This window comes from Dyadobacter sp. NIV53, assembly GCF_019711195.1.
GTDB lineage: Bacteria > Bacteroidota > Bacteroidia > Cytophagales > Spirosomataceae > Dyadobacter.
The window spans coordinates 6,090,009-6,115,124 of sequence record NZ_CP081299.1 but is presented as its reverse complement, the minus strand read 5'-3'; the positions used below and the strand labels follow the sequence as shown (position 1 = coordinate 6,115,124).

The 25,116-nt window shown below is 40.1% G+C and carries 20 protein-coding genes and 1 pseudogene; 11 read left to right on the top strand and 10 right to left on the bottom strand.

The genetic code is table 11. The features are described 5' to 3' along the window. Positions 1–11: 11 nt before the first annotated feature. Both KZC02_RS25165 and KZC02_RS25160 read right to left on the bottom strand, forming a co-directional pair. Entirely contained in the window at positions 12–911 is a 900-nt protein-coding gene (locus tag KZC02_RS25165; protein WP_221391191.1) for an ROK family protein, read from the bottom strand. A 105-nt stretch (positions 912–1,016) separates the two neighbouring features. Then, positions 1,017–2,270, bottom strand: a complete 1,254-nt coding sequence (locus KZC02_RS25160; RefSeq protein WP_221391190.1) for a sugar MFS transporter — start codon at positions 2,268–2,270, stop codon at positions 1,017–1,019. A 98-nt stretch (positions 2,271–2,368) separates the two neighbouring features. Here KZC02_RS25160 and KZC02_RS25155 point away from each other — a divergent pair, with 98 nt between their 5' ends. Further along, positions 2,369–2,506 carry a hypothetical protein gene (locus tag KZC02_RS25155; protein ID WP_221391189.1) on the top strand — a complete coding sequence of 46 codons (138 nt, stop codon included), beginning with the start codon at positions 2,369–2,371 and terminating at the stop codon, positions 2,504–2,506. Between the two features lie 77 nt (positions 2,507–2,583). Here KZC02_RS25155 and KZC02_RS25150 read toward each other — a convergent pair whose 3' ends face one another. The 6 genes from KZC02_RS25150 to KZC02_RS25125 all read right to left on the bottom strand — a co-directional run bounded on the left by KZC02_RS25150 (position 2,584) and on the right by KZC02_RS25125 (position 11,084). Continuing rightward, positions 2,584–4,392 (bottom strand): hypothetical protein, encoded by a 1,809-nt coding sequence (locus tag KZC02_RS25150; protein ID WP_221391188.1) that lies wholly within the window; start codon positions 4,390–4,392, stop codon positions 2,584–2,586. A gap of 220 nt (positions 4,393–4,612) precedes the next feature. Next, positions 4,613–5,566, bottom strand: a complete 954-nt coding sequence (locus tag KZC02_RS25145; RefSeq protein ID WP_221391187.1) for a hypothetical protein — start codon at positions 5,564–5,566, stop codon at positions 4,613–4,615. A gap of 122 nt (positions 5,567–5,688) precedes the next feature. After that, complete coding sequence (locus KZC02_RS25140) at positions 5,689–6,387, bottom strand: SGNH/GDSL hydrolase family protein (protein WP_221391186.1); 699 nt, start codon at positions 6,385–6,387, stop codon at positions 5,689–5,691. A 173-nt stretch (positions 6,388–6,560) separates the two neighbouring features. Continuing rightward, entirely contained in the window at positions 6,561–9,053 is a 2,493-nt protein-coding gene (locus KZC02_RS25135) for a glycosyl hydrolase family 95 catalytic domain-containing protein (RefSeq protein WP_221391185.1), read from the bottom strand. A gap of 147 nt (positions 9,054–9,200) precedes the next feature. Beyond that, positions 9,201–10,022, bottom strand: coding sequence for an alpha/beta hydrolase family protein (locus KZC02_RS25130; protein ID WP_221391184.1), 822 nt, complete (start codon positions 10,020–10,022; stop codon positions 9,201–9,203). Between the two features lie 45 nt (positions 10,023–10,067). Next, entirely contained in the window at positions 10,068–11,084 is a 1,017-nt protein-coding gene (locus KZC02_RS25125) for a zinc-binding alcohol dehydrogenase family protein (RefSeq protein WP_221391183.1), read from the bottom strand. 380 nt (positions 11,085–11,464) lie between these two features. On the opposite strand from KZC02_RS25125, the gene KZC02_RS25120 reads away from it, so the two are divergent. From KZC02_RS25120 to KZC02_RS25105, 4 genes are all read left to right on the top strand, one after another. Continuing rightward, a complete protein-coding gene (locus KZC02_RS25120) occupies positions 11,465–11,629 on the top strand; it encodes a lmo0937 family membrane protein (protein WP_221391182.1) in 165 nt (54 codons plus the stop codon). A 104-nt stretch (positions 11,630–11,733) separates the two neighbouring features. Further along, positions 11,734–12,288 (top strand): hypothetical protein, encoded by a 555-nt coding sequence (locus tag KZC02_RS25115; protein ID WP_221391181.1) that lies wholly within the window; start codon positions 11,734–11,736, stop codon positions 12,286–12,288. A 9-nt stretch (positions 12,289–12,297) separates the two neighbouring features. Continuing rightward, on the top strand, positions 12,298–12,585 hold the full coding sequence (locus tag KZC02_RS25110; RefSeq protein WP_221391180.1) for a hypothetical protein: 288 nt from the start codon (positions 12,298–12,300) through the stop codon (positions 12,583–12,585). Between the two features lie 28 nt (positions 12,586–12,613). Next, entirely contained in the window at positions 12,614–12,799 is a 186-nt protein-coding gene (locus KZC02_RS25105) for a hypothetical protein (RefSeq protein ID WP_221395255.1), read from the top strand. On the opposite strand, the pseudogene KZC02_RS25100 reads toward KZC02_RS25105, so the two are convergent. Further along, a pseudogene (locus KZC02_RS25100) lies at positions 12,711–13,398 on the bottom strand (arylesterase). The gene KZC02_RS25105 and the pseudogene KZC02_RS25100 overlap by 89 nt on opposite strands. Positions 13,399–13,655: 257 nt before the next feature. Here KZC02_RS25100 and KZC02_RS25095 point away from each other — a divergent pair. The 6 genes from KZC02_RS25095 (at position 13,656) to KZC02_RS25070 (ending at position 22,815) form a co-directional block, all read left to right on the top strand. Next, positions 13,656–14,339 (top strand): ABC transporter ATP-binding protein, encoded by a 684-nt coding sequence (locus KZC02_RS25095; RefSeq protein ID WP_221391179.1) that lies wholly within the window; start codon positions 13,656–13,658, stop codon positions 14,337–14,339. A 27-nt stretch (positions 14,340–14,366) separates the two neighbouring features. Then, on the top strand, positions 14,367–16,910 hold the full coding sequence (locus KZC02_RS25090; protein WP_221391178.1) for an ABC transporter permease: 2,544 nt from the start codon (positions 14,367–14,369) through the stop codon (positions 16,908–16,910). 77 nt (positions 16,911–16,987) lie between these two features. After that, the gene (locus tag KZC02_RS25085; RefSeq protein ID WP_221391177.1) at positions 16,988–17,194 is read left to right on the top strand and encodes a hypothetical protein; all 207 of its coding nucleotides are present in this window, start codon (positions 16,988–16,990) and stop codon (positions 17,192–17,194) included. Beyond that, a complete protein-coding gene (locus KZC02_RS25080; protein WP_221391176.1) occupies positions 17,191–17,751 on the top strand; it encodes a hypothetical protein in 561 nt (186 codons plus the stop codon). The genes KZC02_RS25085 and KZC02_RS25080 overlap by 4 nt, the downstream gene beginning before the upstream one ends. A 281-nt stretch (positions 17,752–18,032) precedes the next feature. After that, complete coding sequence (locus KZC02_RS25075) at positions 18,033–21,113, top strand: SusC/RagA family TonB-linked outer membrane protein (RefSeq protein ID WP_221391175.1); 3,081 nt, start codon at positions 18,033–18,035, stop codon at positions 21,111–21,113. A 10-nt stretch (positions 21,114–21,123) separates the two neighbouring features. Further along, on the top strand, positions 21,124–22,815 hold the full coding sequence (locus KZC02_RS25070; protein WP_221391174.1) for a RagB/SusD family nutrient uptake outer membrane protein: 1,692 nt from the start codon (positions 21,124–21,126) through the stop codon (positions 22,813–22,815). A 177-nt stretch (positions 22,816–22,992) separates the two neighbouring features. Here KZC02_RS25070 and KZC02_RS25065 read toward each other — a convergent pair whose 3' ends face one another. Then, complete coding sequence (locus KZC02_RS25065; protein WP_221391173.1) at positions 22,993–25,083, bottom strand: DUF3857 domain-containing transglutaminase family protein; 2,091 nt, start codon at positions 25,081–25,083, stop codon at positions 22,993–22,995. Between the last annotated feature and the right edge of the window lie 33 nt (positions 25,084–25,116).

Genomic DNA, 25,116 nt, shown 5'->3' with positions numbered 1-25,116 from the left:
GTAAGATACTTTTAAAGCAATGCTGCACCAAAAACACCGGCACTGTCACCCAATCTAGGTTTCAGAATTGGCGTAGTACAAACCCCTTTGTTAAATATATACTTTTTAACTTTTTCAAAACCTGCCGTATATAACAGATCTACATTCCCAACCCCGCCGCCGATCACGATCAGGCCCGGATCAAGAACATTGATCAAAGTAGAAATTGCCCTGCCATAATATTCCAGTAAGCGTTCGATCGTGGCAACTGCATGTGCATTCCTGCCTTCCCGGTATTGTTCTAAAATCACTTTCATAGAAAGCTTTTCACCACTCACTTTTTCATAGTAACGCTCCAATGCCGGACCGGAAATAACCTGTTCAACACAACCCTTTTTCCCGCAATAACACTGATCCCCATTTTCTTCCAGAATATTGTGCCCCCATTCTCCACCAATACCATGATGTCCGCCAATGATCCGGTTATTAACCACCAGTCCACCGCCAACACCGGTTCCCATAATGACACCAAAAACAACTTCTGCTTTCGGGTATTCCTTCCCGGCACCGATCAATGCTTCTGCCAGCGCAAAACAATTGGCATCATTGGCCAATTGAACCGGAATACCCAGAACATCTTCCAAATCCTTTTGCATTGGTTTCCCATTCAGACAGATCGTATTGGAATTTTTCATCAGTTGTGAATCCGGTTCCAGTACACCAGGAGTAGCAAATCCAATTTTGGATGGTTTCTCCCCTACCTGCTCTGCAACAAGATCTATCAGCATTTTTATTTGGGACAAAATATGCTCATATCCCTTGTCCGATTCTGTTGGCAGACGCATACGCACCACCACTTCCAGATTATTATTTGAATCCAAAACGGCACATTCTATTTTGGTGCCTCCTAAGTCTATTCCCCAGAGTTTCATGTTAATTGGCTGTCGGCTTTTAGCAATCAGCTTTCGTTGTATTAAAAATTATTATTTATTTAAATTAAGTTTAAAATGGATTTCAATCAAACCCATTTCTAAACCTCAATGAACTTTATAAAATTTGTAACCGAAAAGGAAAATTACTGTGTAGCAGATGATCGGCAAATAATAAGCTGCCGCAACATCATACTCCGCAACCGCTCCCATAGCAAACGGGAAAAAAGCTCCTCCAACAACACCCATCGAAATAAAGGACGATGCCTGTTGTGTATGTGAACCAAGGTTTTTCAATCCTAAGCTAAAAATGGTTGGAAACATAATACTGAAAAAGAAATTCAGCATAAGTAATGCAATAAATGAAGGCCAGCCAAGGCTTTGCGTAATCAGCAAACACATCACGATATTACAAGCCGCGAAAATAGCCAGCAAGGAGTGTGGGGCGATGTAACGCATCAGGAAAGTGCCTACAAAACGACCGGTTAGCATAAGCACGAAAAACAAGATCATGTAATTTCCTGCCACTACATCCGTGAAACCCATTTTTTCGTGTCCATAATTGATGAAGAATGCCCAGGTACCGGCCTGTGCCGCCACATTGAAAAACTGCGCAATTACCGACCAAACAAAATGTTTATGTTGAAAAAGTGTTTTTCCCGGTTCGGCATCAACATTAACCGCTTCCGGATCAACATCTGCCACGGCATGAGGATCAATCAGTGCAGGAACTTTCACAAAGGAAAATAATACGGCAATTGTTGCTATTACACTACCAATAACGATATACAATGTTTTTACCGAAGTAAGATCCGTACTGCCCGGAACATTGCTTCTTAAAAGAAAATAGGAACCAATTGCAGGCCCGATAATAGTGCCCAGCGCGTTAAAAGCCTGAGCAAAGTTGATACGGAGATCGCTGGTCCGCTGGTCTCCAAGTGAAGCCACAAATGGATGCGCTACTGTTTCGAGTGTGGAGATCCCACATCCCAGGATAAATAAAGCACCACCAAAAAATGGAAATGATGCAGCCGCCGCTGCCGGAACAAACAAAAACGAACCTAAGGCAAAAAGTGTCAGTCCAAACAAAACGCCGTTTTTATATCCAAAGCGTTTCATAAATAATCCGGCAGGGATGCCCATTACCCCATAAGCCCCGAAAATAGCAAACTGTACAAAGGCTGACTGGGTTTTAGTCAGACTTAAAACATGTTGAAAATGTTTATTTAAAACGTCACCCATCGTAATAGCAATTCCCCAAAACATAAACAGGGAAGTGACAAAAATGAGGGTTATGAGGTATTTTTTATCAGTAAATTTGGCAGGGGCCAGTACTTTGCCAGGCGCGGAATAGTTGCTCATTTAGTCGAATAGTAAAATTAAATGTAAGGTAGGTTCTATTTATTAAATTGTAAATTAGAGAAATTTAAAAACTGTTTCCAATCAAAGTTTTTTACATCATGTCCTACCCGACAAATATGAACGCCAATCTGAGCGTAAAGCGGCTCATTCAGAGCGGGAAAGGTGACAAAAGAAAAACTTATGGTTACCGTTCACATAAGACACAAAATGCTTTATTCTATCTGACATTAAACTAAAATGCAAGAAAAGAGCCACAGAAAAAATCTCCGTGACTCTCTTTCAGCTCTATGACTCTCTGTGTCCCTTTTCAACCTCAGCCCAAAACCAAACATTTCTCTCCCTTCAACCAACTCTCCACTCCTTCCAACTGCCCAATCATTTCCCTCCGATATTCAACATTCTGATTTGCCAGCTGCGGAATCAATTCCCTATAATATTCAATGCCCAGCAACAACTGCTCCTTAAATTTCACCAGATACTTCCACTTTTTATCATTCAGATTCCGGGCGTGGATTTCCATTTCTTTTTTATAATGTTCTACATAAAGATTCAGCTCGTTGATAAACATATTAGGCCGGTTTACTTTATTTAGTAAGTCAATCTTCCCATAAATATGATTCACCATTTCATCCAGCGAATATACTTTTGAGAACCAGGCGAGATTGGGTCCCGGACAAATGGATACGGCTTTATTCTCCCGTGGTGAAAGCAAATGATTTTTCAGTAATACGGATGTGCTCAAACCTTCACAAAGACAAAGTTTTTCCGTAATTGCATTCATTTGCTGTTCAAAATCTGCCGGCCTGGGCTCCATGGATTGCAGCTGTTTAATTTTCAGATTCTGATATTGTCTGGATGCTGTGCATATCGGCTGAGTGGTAAATTCAGTATTTGAAACGAGGTATTTTTTCTTACACGGACTTCCCGGCCGGCCTTGCGCTATTCTTTCCAATCGTTGTTTTTCGGCTGTACTTTTTCTGAAATTATTGAACAGAACACCAAGCGGAGACGAATTACTCACATAATAATCTTCACTTTTAGCCTCTGTTAAATCTTTTAATGTTTGTTCGTCCACATTGGTCACTTCGGGCACAAGCAGAAAAGGGCTTCCCCAACCCGTTGCATCTACCTGATAATGATCCCGTAAAAAGCGGTCTTCTTCTGCTGTTCCAATTCCACCCTGTACCGTAATTCTCAAAGCAGGTGTGTGACTAATTTCTATTCCTTTTGTGTTTAATGCGGATTGATATAATGCAAAAAGATCCGTCAGCATCTCCTGTTTCCTGGCTTTAAACTCTTCCAGAATTGGCCCTAATAAATAACCTTCCGTTGCGAAAGCGTGCCCGCCACAATTTAATCCTGATTCAATCCTGAACTCTGAAACCCAGATTCCTTTCTTTGCAAGAAACTTAGCCTGAATAAAAGCAGAACGAAAATCACTTACTTTTAAAATGATCTTTTTTTGTAATTGACCGTTTTCATCCGGATAAAAATCTTTGAAATTTTCAAGATAGTTGTATAATCGCGGGTTCATTCCAGCTGATAAAACCAACGAAGACGTCAGCATACTATTAGCAAAACCGCGTAATGCAGCCGACGCATCCGAATACTGGTCTTCAAGGATTTTACCGTTGACATCAACATTTATCTTATCCACTTTGGACATAATATTGACATCAATAGCTCCTTTTACCATTTTATTCCGCAATGACCCCTGCATCCATATTTTCTCTTCCGGATCCTTCGAATCTAGCATTCTCAGATATTCCCTTTTTAAAAGAGAAGTTTCAGGCAACAGATCAAAATAACGGGTAATCTCAGTTCCTTCTTCAAAAGGTTGTTGGCGAATGATATCAAATTGTGTATTAATAATCCTTTCCATCAGATTCAGATAAGCCGTAATTCGATTGCTCCGGAAATCATGTTCATTGGAAAGAATGGGAATAAATTCTTCACCGCTTTTAATTGAATGGAATTTTCTCATACGTTCTATCATCTCATCATCCACAATGGACGCAACAGAAGAAATACCGTATGGGGAAACTTTTATAGGGGTATCAACAGAATAGCCCAGTCCTAAAACCGGGATATGAAAAGTATGTATTGAGTTGTTCCGGATCATGATCTTGCAGGTAAATTTCAAGATCCAAAACTAGGAGTTTGACAGGATAGAAAAATTGATAGGGATTAGTACAAATGCTGATTATTATCAGTTAAGTAAGTACAACTATTATTATTGAAGATTTAAATACAAACCTGACATTATTATGGTTTCTTGCTACATAACCAGATTATAAATCAAAGAATCCCTGTATATAAAGCTATCAAGTCTATACAAAAATTTATATTAAACTATTCTTTACCTCATTAACAAACGTTTCGCTAACATTAGCAAGATTGGTAATTTCATTAATTGTAAATCTGCCAGTTGCTAACAGGTTTTTAACGAACTCGATTTTACTTAATTCAATACCCTTTTCCTGACCTTGTTCAATACCTTGTTCAATACCTTGTTCTAAGCCTTGCTTCAAACCTTTTTCCAACCCTTCTTTTTTGGCTCTTTCCATCACCATTTCCCTGATACCCATAGTTGTCTTATTTTCAGTTAACTCTTCAATTACCTTCTCAAATTTAACATTATATCCTGAATCTGCAAATCTTACATAGAGCTGTAAAAAGATCAGCAGATCATCTATCTTCTTCTTGGGTATCTTTTTCAGAAGAAGTTTTTTGGCCAGTGTATACTTCAAATTATAAAGGCTTTCATCGTCCAGTTTCTTCTTTTTCAATGCCAGTAAAACGGTTAGTATTGCGATAGCAAAAGGGTTATCGTTTTGTGTCAGTATTTTTTCGTCCTGCTCCAAAATCTTGTATGTATTGAATTGGAACGTATTTTTCGTGCCCAAATATTCATACTCGTAGACATTTGGACGAAATTTCTTATTGTCGTCGGTAAAGATGGCAATAGCCGTTACTGATTTACCATACTTATCCAGAATACGATAAAAATAGGTAAACATACGTTTGGCAAAGTCTTTATCATCGTATCCCTGGACTTCTACGTGGCAGAGAATCCATTCTTCATTACCAGTTTTAGTAAATACCTTTATCAGCTTATCTACAAATTTGGGAGCCTCGCTATCCTGATTGGGAAACAATTGTTCGAGCTCCTTATCCAAAAACTGAAAGCCTTTATCCAAATCGAACAAAGTATCAGCATCTTTAAAAAAGAAGCGGATAAAATCGTTACATAAATTTTCAAGTATACCTTTCCAAAGCGTGTCGTCGCGTTTCAAGTTCGTGTATTTTTAGTTTTGATGAAGTGATATATCATTCCATTTTCAGGAGTGATTTCGTAAAACTAAACGTACGAAATAAAACGGAGTTTAAGCAAACCGATTTTTGATTGGCGACTTAATCAAATACCTAATTCATCCCCTACCTTTTCAATCCACAATCTCGCCATTAATTCGTGTCCGGCAGGCATCGGATGAATTCCGTCCCATATCCAGTAATCGGCAGGAGCCTGTGTCAATGCTTCATTAAATGCAGCCTGAAAAGGTACATGTATTGCATTGAACTCAATAGCAAGTCGTTTCACTATTTCCTGTCTTTTTCCAACTTCGCTCTGATACATTTCCAGTTTGTCCTTTACTCTTCCTACTGGTAAAACGAACGGCTCGCAAAGTATAAAACGTACCTGAGAAAGTTTTTCCTGAGTTTGTTTGAGCAATGCACGGTAATCATTTTCAAACTGCTCTGCGGTAGATGCTGTGTTTCCTTTGATTGCTGCTTCTGTATCATTAACGCCTACTAAAATGCTCAACCAATTGGGGTTCAGATCCAAAGTATCTGTTTGCCAGCGTGCTGCCAGATCCGTAATGCGATTACCACTAATTCCACGGTTCAGAAAATGAAAACCTTTTGATGGATGTTCATACCATAATTTACTGGCAACTGAATATGCATATCCGTGTCCCATCACATGGTTCCAATCCTCATTTCGGGTCCGGTTTCCATCCGTAATAGAATCTCCCTGGAACAGGATTGTAATTCCATCCTGGGGTTTATTAGTAATATTCTTATTTATATACTGAGCATTTACCAACTTTGGCAATACAGCTGCAACAGAAGTAGTTGCTATTATTTTTTTAAAAAATCCCGTCGGTTATCCATTAATATAAATTATTTTGTCAGATCAATAAATCACAGCGGCAGGCGATCCTGCTGCAGGCGATCATGCGGCAGTTAATTCTCTCAATCATACAATCCTGTAATCCTGTCTAAATATCATTTCCCAACAACTTCATAAACCATCCCCTTTTCAGTCGGAAAAGTGTTCAGGTATCCAAAATTTGTTTTTTGTGTAATGGTTTTTACGCCTGTTACAACAATAGGATTATTCGTTCTGATCACACATTTTTGTCCGGAAAAAGATTTCACAGAAGCACGGACCAGTTTGTTCTTTTTCCAATCCATATTTACCTCAAATCCACCTCTTGCTTTCAATCCTTTTACGGCACCTTCTTTCCAAACAGATGGCAATGCAGGTAAAAGATAAATATCAGTCAAATGGCTTTGAATTAACATTTCAGACATTCCGGCCGTACCAGCAAAATTGCCGTCGATCTGGAATGGCGGATGTGCATCAAAAAAATTAGGGTATGTCCCGCCTCCCTTGTAAATTTCAGAATTCGTATTAGTGTATTGCATCAGCTGGCGTATCAGTTTATATGCATGATCTCCGTCCAGAAGCCTGGCCCAGAAATTGATTTTCCATCCTTTACTCCAGCCCGTTCCTGCATCACCTCTGATTTCCAGCGTTTTTCTTGCAGCCTGAAAAAATTCGGGGCTTGTAATCGGAGAAATCTGCCGGCCGGGATGCAGGCCAAACAAATGTGACACATGCCTGTGCTGAGGATCTGTTTCAGGAAAATCTTTGTACCATTCCTGCAATTGTCCCTGACCGCCAATCTTTAAAGGATACAATTTCGCCCGCCTGGCAATCAGCATTTTTTTAAAATCAGTATCATCTCCCAGTACATCCGCTGCATCAATTACGTTTGAAAACAAATCATAAATGATAGACATATCCATCGTTGTGGCCATTGAAACTGCAACTTCTTCGCCATCTTTATCCTTGAATTTATTTTCAGGAGAAGTGGAAGGTGCTGTTACCAGATACCCGTCTTTGTCTTCAACAAGCCAGCCGATACTGAATATTGCCGCTTCCTTCATGATTGGGTATGCTTTTTCTTTTAAAAAAACTTTATCACCTGTAAACCTGTAATGTTCCCATAAATGCTGGCTGATCCAGTTTCCACCCATATACCAGTTGGCCCAAACCGGATCACCATCACCCAAATTGCCAACCGGATTTGACATTGCCCATATATCGGAATTATGATGCGCTACCCAGCCACCGACACCATAAAACTCTTTGGCCGTTACTTTACCGGTTTCTGAAAGATTTTTAATCCAGTCTAACAACGGAACATGCATTTCTGAAAGATTGGTTACCTCAGCCGGCCAGTAATTCATTTGCGTGTTGATGTTAATCGTATAATTTGAGCTCCACGGTGCTCTTTTTTCTTTATTCCAAATTCCCTGTAAGTTGGCAGGCGGACTGCCGGGAACACCTAATTGTGCGGGCCGTGAAGAAGAAATAAGTAAATACCGGCCAAATTGGAAATACAACATTTCAATTCCTGGATCGTAAGCTCCTTTCGAATAACTCTGTAATCTCTCATCAGAAGGTAAAGTGATATTGGGGTTACTTTGCGTTGTATCTTTTACATCCAAAGTTAAACGGTCAAAATAAGCATGGAAGTCATCCAGATGTGTTTTCAGTAAAACAGGATAAGGCTTGGAAACTGCGTGATCCAGATAGTTTTTGGCCAGGGCATTTTCATCTTTTCCTTCTTTGTCCGGACATTTATCAAAACCATTAAAACTTGTTGCAGCCGAAACAAAAAGCCAAACTTCCGTGGCATCTTTCACATGGATACCGGATGTGTCCGTTTCTATAAGCCCGTCTTTGCTCGCTGCTTTAATCCTGAACTGGAACCTGGCGCCATAACAGCCGGTAGTATCTTCATAAATTACCGGATCCTGTCCGGTTGGATTGTAATAAGTAGGGTTAATATGAGCAGGTGCTTTACCATTGACAAGAAATTCCCTGTTAGCAATTTGAATGGTATATTTCAACTGACTGGTTCCGGAAACTGTAAAGTTCAACAACTTTGGTTGCGAAGCAGAAATCCTGATCATCAATATATTATCCGGTGCAGAAGTAAATACCTCTCTTTTATATTCAATTCCATTGATCGTAAAACTTGTTGTCGCTATCGCATCTTTAATATTCAGGTCACGGTAATACGCTGTTGGTTTAACACCTTTGAAATCCTGGCTAATTTTCAGATCACCCAATGGTAAATAGGATTCCGAAAAAAGTCCCTGCATTTTTTTCGCGAGTTCATTGGCTTTTTCATAATCGGCACTCTTCAAAAGCGCTTCCCTTATTTGAGGAAGGTATTTTGGTGATTCAGGGTTAATCCTCGTTTTTACCGGCCCGCCCGACCAAAATGTACTTTCATTGAGCTGCAGCAACTCTTCTTCAACTCCGCCAAAAACCATCGCACCAATATGTCCGTTACCAACCGGCAAGGCTTCTTCCCATTGTGATGCAGGCTGTTTGTACCAAAGTTTTAAATTGTTTTCATTTTGGGCAAAAGCCTGATATTCGACAAGTATAAGAACCACAAGTAGCGCTGCTTTTTTCATATTTGATTAGGTATTTAACTTAAATCAATTGTCTTTTTGATGCGTTGTTGCCGGTGGCATGGCTGAGCCATCAGGCTTCGTAAAAAACTATTAGAATCAGCCGTGCCACTGATTTACTGTGTGACGCACCTGATCGATTCATAACTCCTATTCCGCACTGCTGAAAAAATCATTCATAAACAGCAACTGATATTTGATTGCATTGGTCCAGTAAGGCCAATTGTGTCCGCCAGGCCTGGTAATATAATCATGCGGGATATTCCGGAATAACAATTGTTCATGTAAATTTTCATTCACTTTAAAAAAGAAATCCTCTGATCCGCAGTCAATTACAAGTGCTAATTTATTTGGAGTAAGCAGGTAAAGCATATTGGCAACCGTATTTTTCTCCCATCTTTCCGGCTGTTCGGCGTAAGTACCCAGTCGTTTTGCCATATCCCAGTTGTTGGGAAACGGACGAATATCAACGCCTCCGCTCATACTTCCGGCAGCACCAAAAATATCCTGATGTTTCAAAGCCAGATACAATGCGCCATGTCCGCCCATGCTTAATCCTGTAATAGCACGGCCTTTGCGGTCTTTAATCGTTTTGTATTTACTATCAACCCAGGTTACCAGTTCTTTTGAAATATAAGTTTCGTACCTAAATTTTTCGTCCACCGGACTATCCCAGTACCAGCTGCCATATCCCCCATCCGGACAAACGATAATCATGTTATACAGATCCGCCGCTTTTTCAAAACCGCCGGCTTTTTTAATCCATCCATTGTAACTGTCACTGTATCCGTGCAATAAATAAACAACCGGCATTTCTTTTAACGACACATAATGATCCGGCCGGATCACAACTGCTTTGAGCTTCATTTTCATTGCCGGGCTGTAAGTATCAACTGTATCAACAATTGCGGCATGTAAAGAGTAAGAAAATATTATCAGGAATAAAAGGCAAGGAAAAATCGCTTTTTTCATTTTGTAAAACTGTAAAAGGAATAAAAAGTAAATAATTATTGAAGCCTAATCAACCTCCACGATTGCTTTAATGGTACCGTTGGCGGGATCAAGCCAGGATTCAAATTGTGATTTTATCCGATCAAAATGAGTCCGGTGCGTTATATAGGTTTCAGGTTTGATCAAACCTTTTCGCATACAATCCATTACATACTCAAAATCTGCACGGGTAGCATTCCTACTGCTCATGAGTGTGGCTTCTCTTTTATGAAATTCCGGATGACTGAACGAAATATCTCCTTTTTGCAAACCAACCAAAATATAACGACCACCGTGTGCGAGAAAGCGAAAGGCGTTGTTAATGGCCGTCAGATTACCGGTGGCGTCCATAATAACAGTCGGCATATCACCGTTGGTAATTTTTTCCAATTGTTCAAAAACATCATTCGAACGGGCGTTTATAATATAATCAACTCCTAAACTCTTTTGACAGAAATCCAGCCTTTGCTCATTTACATCCAAAGCAATGACTTTTCCTCCCTGAATCCGGGCAAATTCCATACAACCCAAACCAATTGGACCGGCACCAACAACTAATATAAACTCCCCTGCTTTGACCTGCGTCCTTCTTACCCCGTGTGCACCTATGGAAAGTGGTTCGACCAATGCAAGTTCATCATAACTTAGTCCGCCATTATGAACCAAAGAGTAAGCCGGCACACGCAAATACTCCGTCATGCCACCGTCGATATGTACGCCTGAAACTTTCAGTTTTGCACAGCAATTGGTCTTTCCGCTTCTGCATGCAATACATTTACCACAATTGAAATAAGGAATAATGGTTACTATATCGCCGGGTTTGAAATCTCCGTCACCATTGTATTCTACAACGTCACCGGCAAGCTCATGGCCCAGAATCCGCGGATAATCAAAGAACGGCTGCGATCCCTGAAATGCATGCAGATCCGTTCCGCATATACCTATTCTCCGTATCCGTATGATCGCTGTACCTTCCAGTAATTGGGGATAATCCGCATTTTTATATTCAAACTTCCCCGGAATGGTGCATTGAAGTATTTTCATTCTGTTTTTCAATTAAATCAGTGCACAAATTAACCCCGTTAATCCGAAGATTGGGCAGACAAACTATAAAAAAGCGCCTCAATTAAAATATTATCTCACATTTCGTAATTATCAGACACTTTGTGAGAATTTTTCTACAACTTCCTGCTCTAAAAAATCCTTTAACATCATTTATTGTAGAAACCGGGAATTATTGACATTTACACCAAATGTTAAGTTAAGTGTGGTTTAGGGCTTATTATTGTATTCAAATTACTGATAACCAACAATTAAGCTCTGTTTACTTTAAACTTTTAACTGTTAACTTCATACTAAAAACTGTCCTGGCATTTAAATTGAATGGTAGAAAGCATCTTTACATCTAACCAATTATCATTACAATGGGAAATCTTCTTTATACAATTGCTGTAATTCTTGTGATTTTATGGCTTATCGGCTATTTTGGTTTTGCAAGTTTTGGAATGGGCAACATTATTCACATTCTTTTGGTAATCGCGGTTATAGCTATCATCCTGCGGGTTATCAGAGGAGACAGAGTAGTTTAGGGGAAAATAAATTATATATGTGGCTCCGGTTTCTATAAAATGAATCCGGAGCTTTTTGTGTAAATGGTATCCGATTCTTACAAAAAAATAAAGTCACTCTTCTTATGGAAAATTTAACTGATTACGAATATCCAACGCATGTTAACGCAGCCTTTGCCAATCCGTCGGATGCAGAAAAAGCTTATAATGAATTGTTAAAACGCAATTATCTGCCGGACGAAATAAATGTGTTACTATCAGACAGTATGCACCAGGTCCATATAACCAGTGATACAGATGATTCAGAAAAGGATAATACAGGAAAAACGGCCGCAGGATCTGCAGTTGGTGGGACTACCGGAGCAATTATCGGGGCACTGGCAACGCTGGCCACTGCCGTTTTGATCCCACCACTCGGCATTGCCGTTGGCGGCCCGATGCTGGCTGCGTTTACAGTCGCCGGAGCAGGAGCAGGCGGAATTTCGGGTGGGATTATCGGCGCTTTGGTAGGATCGGGAATATCAAAGGAGCATGCGGAAATGTATGAGAACACACTTAAAGAAGGAGGAACAATTATTTCATTTACACCAAAAACAGTGGAGGACCGTTTGGAAATTATCACCGTCTGGAATAGCTTAGGTGGAAAACAATTACATGGAAACGAAAGTTATACAGATTAATTCTGAAAAATGACGCACGAAAAAATATTCACACGTAAAGATGGAACACGTATCAAGGTGTCCGTATGGCTTTACGTACACGAAAATAAATCAAACTGGGGATATCTTATTTTTGTTCAGGAACCGGGTTCCGACCGCTGGCTGGATCCATTCAGCGACCGGGACTATATTCTCAGGATTATGAACCCAAAATTCCAGGGTGGTTTAAAAACAGATTCATTTGACAATTACGTGTCGCCGGAAGAAATTTTAAAAGCTAAACTTGAACTCTGGCAAATGATTAAACCAACTATTTGAAAACTATTTTAAACCATGGAATGAATCCATGGCTACAAGATTGGTCATGCCGCTGGCATTTTGGAATAATAAATTCATGCACCGGTCTGTCATGCGGCATACGGTATTTCAGGTAAAAGGCTCATTTATAAAAGATCTTTTATCATTACCCATACATTTTCTGCCAGAATCTTATGGCCCTCTGCTGTCGGATGAATTCCGTCTGCCTGGTTAAGTTTCGATTCCCCGCCTACTCCCTTGCAGAAGAAAAGGAATAAGAGTGATATTATTTTTATCAGCAAGCTCTTTGTAAACTGCTTTGAAATCATTTGCATATTGTTTGCCCATGTTGGGTGGTATCTGCATACCAGCAAGTACCAGTTTGGCATCAGGATATTTCGCTTTTACTTTATCAAGAATCTCCTGCAAATTCTTCTTCGTTTCTGAAACCGGAATTCCACGCAACCCGTCATTACCTCCCAATTCCAGTACAAACACATCCAGGTGTTGTTTTAAAAGCCAGTCTATTCTGCTATTTCCACCGGATGTAGTTTCACCGCTTACACCGGCATTAATCACTTTGTAAGCAATTCCCAATGAGTCAATCTTTTTTTGTATCAAACCGGCAAAACCCTGAGATGGGTCATCCAGGCCATAACCGGCAGTGAGGCTGTTTCCAAAGAAAACGATAGTCCTGGTTTTTGCAGCAGGTACTTTTGTTGCAGTTTGTGCCGGGTCTTTTGTATTGTCTGCGCCCTTATTTTTGTCAGAATTACAGGAAAAGAACAGTGCTGCGAGAATAAAGCATGTTGCTATTGAGCGTATATAATTCATATGTGTTGATTAAAAATGAAACCTGGTATAATAATTTGTTAAAATCTGATTGTGATGAATCTTAAAAGTAACATTTCAAAGGAGATTTCTAAGACTTCAACCATTCATTTCCTTTTAAACGCCGTTTAAACTATAATTATATAGAACACCCGGTTGAAAAGAACCAAATTAAATTAAAAGCAGTTGCCAAGGCTTAGGTTCCTGCTCGAACGGGAGGCAATTTGCAAGCATAACAGAACATAAATTTCAGACTATTGATGGATAACATTCTCGATCTGCAACAGGTAGGTAAAATATATCAAAGTGGAAACCGCTCCTTAACCGTTTTAGACAATATAAATTTTGCTGTAAAAGCAGGTTCAACGCTATCAATAGTCGGGCCATCAGGAAGTGGCAAAACAACATTATTAGGATTATGTGCGGGTTTGGACCGGTCGAGCTCTGGTCTTGTTGAATTGCACGGCACCAAATTAAATGGTTTGAGCGAAGATCAGCTTGCAGCCGTCAGAAACCAATACATCGGATTTATATTTCAGAACTTTCAACTGATGCCCACACTTACGGCATTGGAAAATGTAATGGTTCCGCTGGAACTGAGAGGAGAAAAAAACATCAAACCAAGGGCATTGGATCTGCTGGATAAAGTCGGGCTTGCAGAACGCAGCCACCACTATCCTACCCAGCTTAGCGGCGGCGAACAGCAGCGTGTCTCTCTTGCGCGTGCTTTTTCAAACAAACCTCAAATTCTCTTTGCTGATGAACCAACCGGAAACCTGGATGCGGAAACAAGCGAAAAAGTGGTAAAACTAATTTTTGACCTTAATAAAGAAGCAGGTACAACGCTCGTACTGGTAACCCACGATCTGGATCTTGCAGCAAAAACCCAAAGGATTATCAGGATCAAGGGAGGAAAAATCATTTCAGATACGCCATCTCAGTAAAATTTTGCTCAGTTATTATTTTCAATAATGAATACAAAAGGTTTAAATTTTCCGTGGCTTTTTCAAATGGCCTGGCGCGATAGCCGGAAAAACCGTTCAAGGTTATTACTTTTCGTTTCTTCAATTATATTGGGTATTGCTGCTTTGGTAGCAATTTATTCATTGGGAGATAATCTCCGCCAGAATATTGATAGCCAGGCTGCAACATTAATTGGTGCTGATCTTGCACTGACCGGCAATAAAGCGGTAAATGGAAAAGTAAAAACCCTGGTGGATTCCCTGGGTATTGAAAGATCCGAAGAAAGAAGTTTTGCATCCATGGTACTCTTTCCAAAAAATGGAGGAAACCGTCTGGCCCAGGTAAAAGCACTGGAAGGCAATTTTCCTTACTACGGCGATCTGGAAACGATTCCAATAACAGCAGGCAAAACTTTCAGGAGCAAAAAAGAGGCATTGGTAGACCAAACGCTGATGTTGCAATACCAGGCAAAAGTGGGAGATTCCATCAAAATCGGGGAAGTGACTTTTGCTATTGCGGGTATTTTACAAAAAGCACCGGGGCAAACCGGTCTGACAAGTACAGTCGCGCCGTCGGTTTATATTCCGATGCGATATCTGAATGCCACCGGATTGATGCAAAAAGGAAGCCGCGTTGCTTACCGTTACTATATCAGATATGCGCCGAAAACCGACGTTCAAAAGCTGGTAAAAACACTGGAACCACGTTTTGAAGCCGCCGATCTGGACTATAAAACGGTACAAAGCCAGAAAGAAGATACCGGCAGGTCATTCCGCGACCTGACCAGATTTCTTGCATTGGTAGGATTTGTGGCTTTGCTATTGGGCTGTATTGGTGTGGCAAGTGCGATTCATATATACATCAGAGAAAAACTGAATTCGATTGCAATTCTTCGCTGTCTCGGTGTAAAAGCAACTCAGGCATTTTTGATTTATTTGATACAAATTGTCGGAATTGGTATAATTGGTTCTGTTTTGGGAGCAATACTTGGAACTACCATTCAGCAATTTTTGCCCATAGTCATTAAAGATTTCCTCCCTTTTGAGTTAACCACAGATATTTCCTGGCTGGCAATCGGACAAGGGCTGGCAATTGGTGTTTTAATTTCTATTCTTTTTGCTTTGCCCCCTTTGATGTCAATCCGAAAGGTTTCTCCGCTGAATGTATTACGTGTTTCTGCGGACGAAACAACATTGGATAAAGACCCTGTTACCTGGATGTTGTATGCTTTAATAATTCTGTTCATTTTTGGTTTTTCTTACCTGCAAATGCGAACCTGGATTGAAGCATTGGTTTTTACAGGCAGTATTCTTGGTGCATTTCTGGTTTTGTTTGCAATGGCTTTGTTATTAATGTGGCTTGTCCGAAAATATTTCCCAACCTCATGGAGCTACTTATGGAGACAAGGGCTAGCCAATTTGTACAGACCTAATAATCAGACAGCTATACTAATAGTTTCCATTGGACTAGGTACGGCATTGATTTGTACCTTGTTCTTTACGCAGGCAATTTTACTGGAACGCGTTAATTTATCTACCAGTGGTAACCAGCCGAACATTGTTTTATTTGATATTCAGTCTAATCAGAAGAGTGGTGTATTGGCCATTGCAAAGGCTCAGAATGTACCGGTTAATCAAAGTGTCGCCGTAGTTAATATGAGACTTGAAGAAGTAAATGGCCACAACGCTGCTTATTTCCAAAAAGATACCTCAGCTGAACAATCGCAGAGAATATTCGGTCGTGAATACCGTGTAACGTTCCGCGATTCATTGACTTCATCCGAAAAGATTACAAAAGGGAAATGGAAAGGCATTTATAAAACCGATGATGGTTTGATCCCTATTTCTGTTGAACAGGGATTTGCAGACCGAAGCAGACTATCGCTTGGTGATACCATGGTTTTCAATGTACAGGGAACAATGATGTCCACCGTAATTGCCAGTTTGCGGGAAGTAAACTGGGGTGAAGTACAAACCAATTTCCTTGTTATTTTCCCGAATGGTGTTTTAGAAGAAGCGCCTCAATTCCATGTCATATTAACCCATGTTCCCAATCCCGAAGTATCTGCGGAATTTCAGCAGGCGATTGTCCGGCAATTTCCCAATATTTCTATTATTGATCTGGCACTGGTATTAAAAGTACTGGATGACATATTTAACAAGATCGGTTTTGTTATTCGGTTTATGGCTGGTTTCAGTATCCTAACCGGACTGATCGTATTAATCTCATCCGTTCTGATCAGTAAATATCAGAGATTGCAGGAAAGTGTTTTGTTAAGGACTTTGGGTGCAAGCCGAAAACAGATCTTTACAATTACCGCTTTGGAATATTTCTTTCTGGGTGCATTGGCTTCATTTACGGGAATTCTGCTCGCTGTTGCAGGAAGCTGGTCACTAGCCAAATTCAGCTTTGAAGCCGAATTTAAGCCGGAGATTTTACCAGTTATCGTAGTTTTCCTTTTTGTATCTTCATTAACCGTTATCATTGGGTTGATTAACAGCCGGGGAATCTTGTCCCGACCGCCATTGGAAGTTTTACGGCAGGATGTGTAAAGGCTATGGATAAATGCAATTAATGATTTATGATATCAGGTACGATTTCATTATTTTTGATATAAAAATATACTAACATGAACGAAGATATTAAATACCAGGTTGGCAAAATGGTAAAAGATCCACGTAGTATGACAGATAAGGAGCGAAAAGTCTGGGAAATAAAGTGTGCTGAAAATGCCAGAGATTATCTGTTTTCTATCGGTCAACCATTGGTCTACAAACGATATGACGGTCATACTGTAGCTGAATATAAAAACGGCAGCATTCAAATAATTCGATGAACGTATACTTGGTAGCAGGACCGCCAGGAATTGGAAAAAGTACAAATGCAAAAGAACTGATACCGAAAGGAATACCAATTATTGATCAGGATTTAGCAGGTTATCAATATAAAAAACTAGGTTTTAACAATTATCATGATTTGGCCTCTTTTAGCTCGAATCAGAAAATTAAAGATCATGTATTTTCAGGAGAGGATTTTGCCCTTGAACTGAATTTAGGTTTTCCGTCGCACTATGATTATCTCAAATCTATTTTATCAATTGGAAAATCCATTCAGGTACATCTGATATTATTTTTTACTGATAATCTGGAACTTTGCTTCGACAGAGCAAGAATTCGACATTTAAATGGTGGGCATGAAGTAAAGCCTGATATTATTAAGGAAATGTATGATAATACAATACCATTCTTTAATCAGAACCGTAAATTATTTTATTCAATACGCCTGATAGATGTAACTGATAATTTAATTTCAGAATATCCAAAAAACAGTGAAATACTACCTCAATGGATTGTTAGAAATAATTTTCAAATTTTTTTTGATATAAATTTATAATGCTAAGTTCCGTTAACAAAAAATGGCCTTCCTGATTGGATGGCCATTTTTTGTTAATATAAAGTTAAAATAGAATCATAGGTCAGCTGGCACCGACGGAATTACTTTGCAATGCTCATAAACGAAAGGCTTCAAAAAATTACAAACGTTTGCACTATTTATTAGGTAACTTATATTATTTATTTTATTAATACAATTACTAAATTGTGCCGGTATTCTATAAGAAGGATACCGGAATATCTGTTTTATATATTACCATTTACATCTAATCCATCTAATCTATGAAAAAAACTTCGACTCTATTTAGCAAGAGGCGATTACTGAGAAATAGTATACTGCAATTGACTGCTTTATGCGGGCTTTGCGTAGCAGCTCTCGCAAACGCCACATACCCGCGAATCCATACCGGTATTAGCCAGCCGGAAACGATTCAGGAAACTACCCTAACAGGAAGGGTTACCACCGAAGAAAGTGATGAAGGATTACCTGGCGTCACGGTTCTCATCAGCGATGTGAACGGCAATAATAAACAAGGGACAACAACGGATGAAAAAGGATCATTCACGTTTACCAGGTTACAGACAGGTACGATCTACAATATCCAGTTCAGTTACATTGGTTTTGACAAGCAGTCGGTGAATGATTTTCTTCTGACTGAATCGAACAAAAATTCAATAGTAATAAAATTGAAAGAGTCAGCTTCCAATCTCGGAGAAGTTGTGGTTGTCGGTTATGGAAGTACTGTAAAAAAGGACATTACCGGCTCGGTAAAATCTCTGAAAAGCGCCGAATTTAATTCCGGTATTATTAATTCCCCTGAACAATTATTGCAGGGCAAAGTTTCGGGTGTGAATGTAACCTCAGCTACCGGCGAACCCGGCGGAAAAACCAGTATTACTGTTCGCGGTCCGGGTGGAGTTCGTACCGGAAGTACACCGTTATTTGTAGTAGATGGTATGGCACTTGACAATAGCAGCACAGGCGGCGACACCAATCCGCTCAACTTTTTAAACCCGCAGGATATCGAATCTATGGATGTTTTAAAAGATGCTTCTGCAACTGCTATTTATGGGGCAAGAGGTGCAAATGGTGTTATCCTGATCACAACAAAAAAAGGGAAATCAGGACAGGCAAGTGTGACCTACTCGGGAAGTCTGGGTTTATCGACTATGGCGCGGCCATTGGATGTTTTATCCGGCCCTGAATTCGTTTCAGAAGCTGCTAAACTTGGAACAACTGTAATTAATGGTGGCGCCGATACAGACTGGCAAAAGGAAATTTCCAGAAAAGCAACTACGCACAATCACAATATTTCTCTTGGCGGAGGAAGCGATAAAATGACTTATTATGGTTCATTTGGTATCCAAAGGCAACAAGGAATATTAAAAGGCAGCCAGCAGGATCGTTACACAGGGCGTATCAACATTTCACAAAAACTACTGAACGACCGGGTTACGCTTGATGTGAACCTGAATGCTACCAATACTAAAAACCAGAAACCGGATGTTTTAGGAATGATAGGAGGAGCAATTACTGCAAACCCGACTTATGCACCGTATGACGCCGATGGCAATCCTTTTCAGTATCAGGATGGCACCAACCCGTTGATCCCTCTGGCTTTAAACAAACAGCTGCTAAGTACAAACAGAGTATTGGCCAGTATTTCGCCATCTGTAAATCTTGGAAAAGGACTGGTGTATAAACTGAATTTCGGTATTGATCATTCAACTGCAACTCAGGATATCCAGAGCCTTCCGAATGAAGTTCCGTATTCCATTGGCAGGCTGGACACTTATGGCTTAAAAAATTCCAATCATTTAATTGAAAACTATCTGACCTATACTTTAAATAAAAAAGATCATAGTTTTTCTGCATTGGCAGGTCATTCGTATCAGCGGATTTTTATCCAGAGCAGGAATTTCAGTATCAATAAATTCCCGATCTCTGAAATCGAACCGATTTATAATCCCGGATTAGGACAGGATCTGACGCTGATATTAAATCAGCCGGGTGGCTTTGCGACGATCAATGAACTGCAATCTTTCTTTTCCCGTGTCAACTATGGTTTTAAAGATAAATATCTGGTAACCGCAACAGTACGGGTCGATGGTTCATCAAAATTTGGTGAAAACAATAAATATGGTTCGTTCCCATCGTTTTCATTAGGATGGAGAATTTCAGAAGAGGCCTTTATGAAATCATCCCCATTTTCGGATTTGAAACTTCGTGCAGGTTGGGGAAGAACAGGTAACCAGGAAATACCATCTAAAATTACCCAGGCGCGATTTACTTCAGTAGTATCCGGAACCACAAGCTATCCCTTAAATGGAACGGGGCCCTACCCTGCCGGAACGACATACACCCGTTTAGCCAATCCGGATATCCAGTGGGAAGTATCATCACAAACAGATCTGGGGTTAGACTTTGCTTTATTTAAAGGTGCATTGAGCGGAGAGATCGATTATTTCACAAAAACATCCGAAAAAATCCTTCTGGAAGTAATCCCAGCCGATCCGGTTCAGCCAGCCGGTACATTCTGGACTAACGTTCCCGATATGCAAATCATTAACAAAGGGCTTGAGTTTGATTTAAATTTCAGAAAATCCCTTGATAACGGGCTTAGATATTCGATTGGCGGAAATATTACATTTATCAAAAACACTGTAAAAAACTCACCTTATTCTGTAATTCCGTCAGGAGCTGCACAAGGTTCAGGGCTTACGTCTGCTACGATTAACGGATATATCAATAATGAGCCTATTGGTACTTTTTTCCTGAAAGAATTTACCGGATTTGATGAAGACGGAATCAGTACCTTCAGGGATGTGGACGGTGACGGAATCATTACTGATAAAGATAGAGTTGCTGCCGGAACTGCACTTCCTACCAAAATGTACAATTTCAATGGTAATGTTAGTTTCAAAGGTTTTGACCTGACTGCAAATTTCAATGGTGTTGCAGGAAATAAAGTATATGACAATACTGCCAACTCCAATTTCTATAAACTTAAATTATCAAAAGGAGTTAACGTAACACCGGAAGCACTGGCAGACGCGGCTGAATCTGTTAACAATTCAGCGCCTGTATCAACCAGATACCTGAAAGACGGCTCTTTTCTGAGATTAAACAACCTTGTACTTGGCTATAATCTGAACACGACCAAATTAGGCATCCAAAAATGGATTCAAACTGCACGCATTTCAGTAACCGGCCAGAATCTGTTCGTTTGGACAAAATACAATGGGTACGATCCGGAAGTAAACAATGACCGTTCGGTAAATGGGATTACTTCTTATGGTATTGATTACCTCAGTTATCCAAAAGCTAAAACAGTTATTTTCAGTGTTAATCTAGGTTTTTAATAAATACACGATGAAAAAGAAATTATCTCTCATATTTACGGTTGCAGGAATTTTATTATTAACCACTGCCTGTACCGATCTGAATGAACAGGTTCTGGATGAAACCCTGAGTACAGAACTGTCCGAAGAGAACGAAGCAAACGGTTTGCTTGCGCCAGTATATGCTTTGTTGCCTAACTTGTTTCAGCATACCACTTACTTCGCATTACAGGAAATTTCTACGGATGAGGCCATTTTGCCTTATCGGGGAGGAACTGACTGGGGTGACAATGGAATTTACCTGGCGCTGCATCAGCACAATACAACCAGTACGGATCCTAACGTCAACAGTACATGGAATACGCTGGTCCAATCTATTTCGAGATCTATTACAGCTATTGCAGGTTTTAAAAATTCAGCTAATCCAAATGCGGCAACATTTCTGGCCGAGGCAAGAGGAATGCGGGCATACTATAATCTGATTGCCCTGGATATGTTTGGTATTGTTTTCGTAAAAGAGGACGCTGGTACTACTTCCCAGATTATCCGCGGCGACGAAGCTGTGAAGTATATTGAAAGTGAATTGCTGGCCATCGAACCATTGATGCAGCCAAAATCGGTAGTTGGTCCGGGCAGACTGAACCAGGCGGCCGTTTGGGGATTACTCGCCAGGCTTTATCTGAACGCGCCGGTTTACAGAAACATTTACGGTACCACGTTTGATTTCCCGAGCGCAGATATGGATAAAGTGATCTCATACAGTGATAAGATCATTGCATCCGGGCAATCCAAGTTATCAAGTGATTACTTTGCCATTTTTGGTAACGACAACCATACCAATGAGGAATTGATCTTTGCAGTTGACCAGCGCCCGGATCTGAATGGTCATAACCGTATGGCCTATTTCTCTATATCAGGCGACCAGTTCCCATTGGCAGAATTCCCGGCAGCAAACGGAACAGACGGACCAGCCATAACCTCCGATTTTTACCAGTCGTGGGTACAGGCTTATGGTACTGTTGACCCAACACGTGATCCGAGATTTTATAAAGAAAACATGTCGGTGTATACAAATAAAGCTGACACTTGTCTTAACGATGCAGATTATAAAATCAACCGTGGTATTCTCAGAGGTCAGCAATACGGCGCACTTCGTGTAAACGGTGCTTTTGTAAGATGTCCTGATGGCAAACTAAAAGTGGGGAGACTTACTTATGTAACGCGGAACAGAGCGGATCTGGCTGTAAGCTTTTCTCAGAATATAGATTTCACAACTGCCGGAAGTAATTACAATTCAGGCTATCGTGTAGAAAAATATGAATTCAGCCGGGTATCCAATACGGGTAGAAATAAAGGAGAAGCTGATATTTCGATCATACGTCTTGCTGATGTTTACATGATGCGTGCCGAAGCCAGGTTACGTAAAAGCGATGCAGCCGGTGCATTGGCCGATGTTAATATTGTAAGGGCATCACGTACTGCAACTAATCCGCCTCCTGCACTTACATCCATGACTCTGGATCTACTTTTCCGTGAACGCGGTTTTGAATTTTACTGGGAAATGCTTCGCCGTACGGACATGATCCGTTTTGGAAAATACGAGGGAACCTGGACTGAAAAAACCAATACTGACGTAAAGAAAAGGATCTTCCCTATTCCGCAAACTGCCATTGACGGCGCTTCGAACCTTCCGGGGTATCTGAAGCAGAATGACGGGTATTGAGAAATTTTAATTGTATATTAAACCAAAGAAGTCAAGTTTCAAAAACTTGACTTCTTTTTTTCTGCCTATTTAAAATCTGATTTTTTATCCTTTTGCTCAGTTTCTTCTTCTTTTTATTTCCGATAAAAGTTAGAAATTTCTACGAACGGACAGGTACAAATTGTACCCTCCCTCTTATCAATGGTCCCGTGATCTCCATTTTAAAACCAGTTTGTAAATAAGAAAAACAAAAGCCCCTATTAATCCGAATACAAATCCAGAACCTACCAGAACGGCTGCAAAACCTAACAGCATCATCGGGATATTCTTGGTTTCTGTATCCGTTGCTGGGCTATTTAATTCATAATCCAGGTTATCTACAATTTTCGAAATATCCTCTTTAAACTGTTTACTCTCATCAGGTGTAATATGGTCTTTTAGCGTTTCATATTCATAATATAACTGCCAGACATTTTCAGCCGCTACAAATTCTGATTTGAAAGCGATCTCATATGCATCTCTTTTAATTTCCCATTTATCATCAGGAACGTTCCAGGGACCGGGCATACGTACTCGTATTGTGTACATGAGATGATATGGGAATTTCAGATATGCGGGCTCTTTACGTGGCTTATTTGGTAATTCAAGTAGTTGATCATAAAGCATTTTACCCCAAATACTAAAATAATATTTTTGTCTGGTGCTATCATACTGCCATGCATTTTTCATGGAATACCGTTCAATCAGGGAAAAATTATTGGCTTCCCGCTGATCATAATATTCCAGTGGATTCAAAGTTTCAAACTCGGCATTTTTATAATTTTTCCGGTAATAATTGAGATACGTTTCTTCCGTTTCAGATAAGTTGTTATCCTGAAATTGAGAACGCATATCATCTGCTTCACCTTCAAAATAGATTGTTTTTGTGATAAATGAGCCCATTGCTAACACTTGATTCTGAGCCGGAAGCACTATTTCTTCTTCAACTGTAACATATCCGGGATTTTGTAATGGAACAGGAATAATATCTTCCTGCCCTTTTCTGAGAAGCAAGCCTGCTCCATACGCCGGGAAAAACAATTTCGAAATGGCACCGCCTTGTAATGAAAAAGTGGCATCAATAAAGACAAATGCATTCTCCTTACTTAAATTTGGCCCTTCATCTCTGATTCTGGCACGGACAACAACATGGTTAAAATCTGCCGGAGAAGGGAGGTACTCTGATACATGCGATTTTTTATAAGTATTAACCAACATGGGATCGCTGTCAATATCGTTTGCTTTAAGAAGCGCACATAATAAAAATGATTTGTCCTTACAATCGCCATAACGTTGCCTGAAAACTTCGTCCGGATTATGTGGACGATGCGAATTTTCTCCTGTTTCTATACCGAGATACCGGATTTCATCCTGTACAAAACGAACAGCAGATTCCATATAGGCATGCCGGCTACCTTTGGCTAGTTTTTTCCATTCTTCCACTTTGTTTTTGAGGGGACCGCCAACAGCTGGTATCTGATAAAAATTCAACCCCCAGTCTACAACCTCTTTCCATGTTTCATATTCTGTAATCTGAACAGCAGGCTGGTTGCTGAACCAGGATGGCACATCATCTTCGTACCGAATATTCTTAATACTTTTCAGATCCCATTCATAACTTGTACCAGAATTTGTCTTTCTGGTTGTTTTGCCAGGAGGTTTATTAAAATCTTTAAAATAAATTTTGCGGTCACTATCGGTAATCACTGCATAATGTATGTGTGAAATGTAATCATAAACGCCAAAGCTAAAAGTGCTGGAATACTTGTTCAGCAAAACGGGGTTCCAGCCTGTTAGAGAATATGCATATTCAATCCGGTCACCTTTGCGAATATCTTTCAGAATTACCGAAGCAGAAAAATCTCCGTTGTAAATGAACCGCTGACGATCTGTTTCCACCGGAATAATCTTAAAATCCGAAGCTTTCATTTCGGAAACAGCTTTTCCATCCCGCCATACAGTGATCTTGTGAAAATCTATATGTTCATAGGAAGGATTAAAAACCACCGAAATTTCGGATCCGTTCTGAATGCCGCTTTCAGACGCTATTTGTCTGATATGATGGTAATAAGCTGTTTTTTTATCCAAATGAACCTGCCTGTCAGAAAATACGACATAATAGCCATCAGAGAAATCTTTGGATGATGGGGCTTTTCCACCGGGAGTGACCGGAAGCAGCCAGGAGGGTGCAGGTTTAATACCAACCGAGGGTCCAGCTATGACTTCAACTCCTGAAAAAATCAAAACCAAAAAAACTAACAGAGTAAATTTGACGGAATTAGT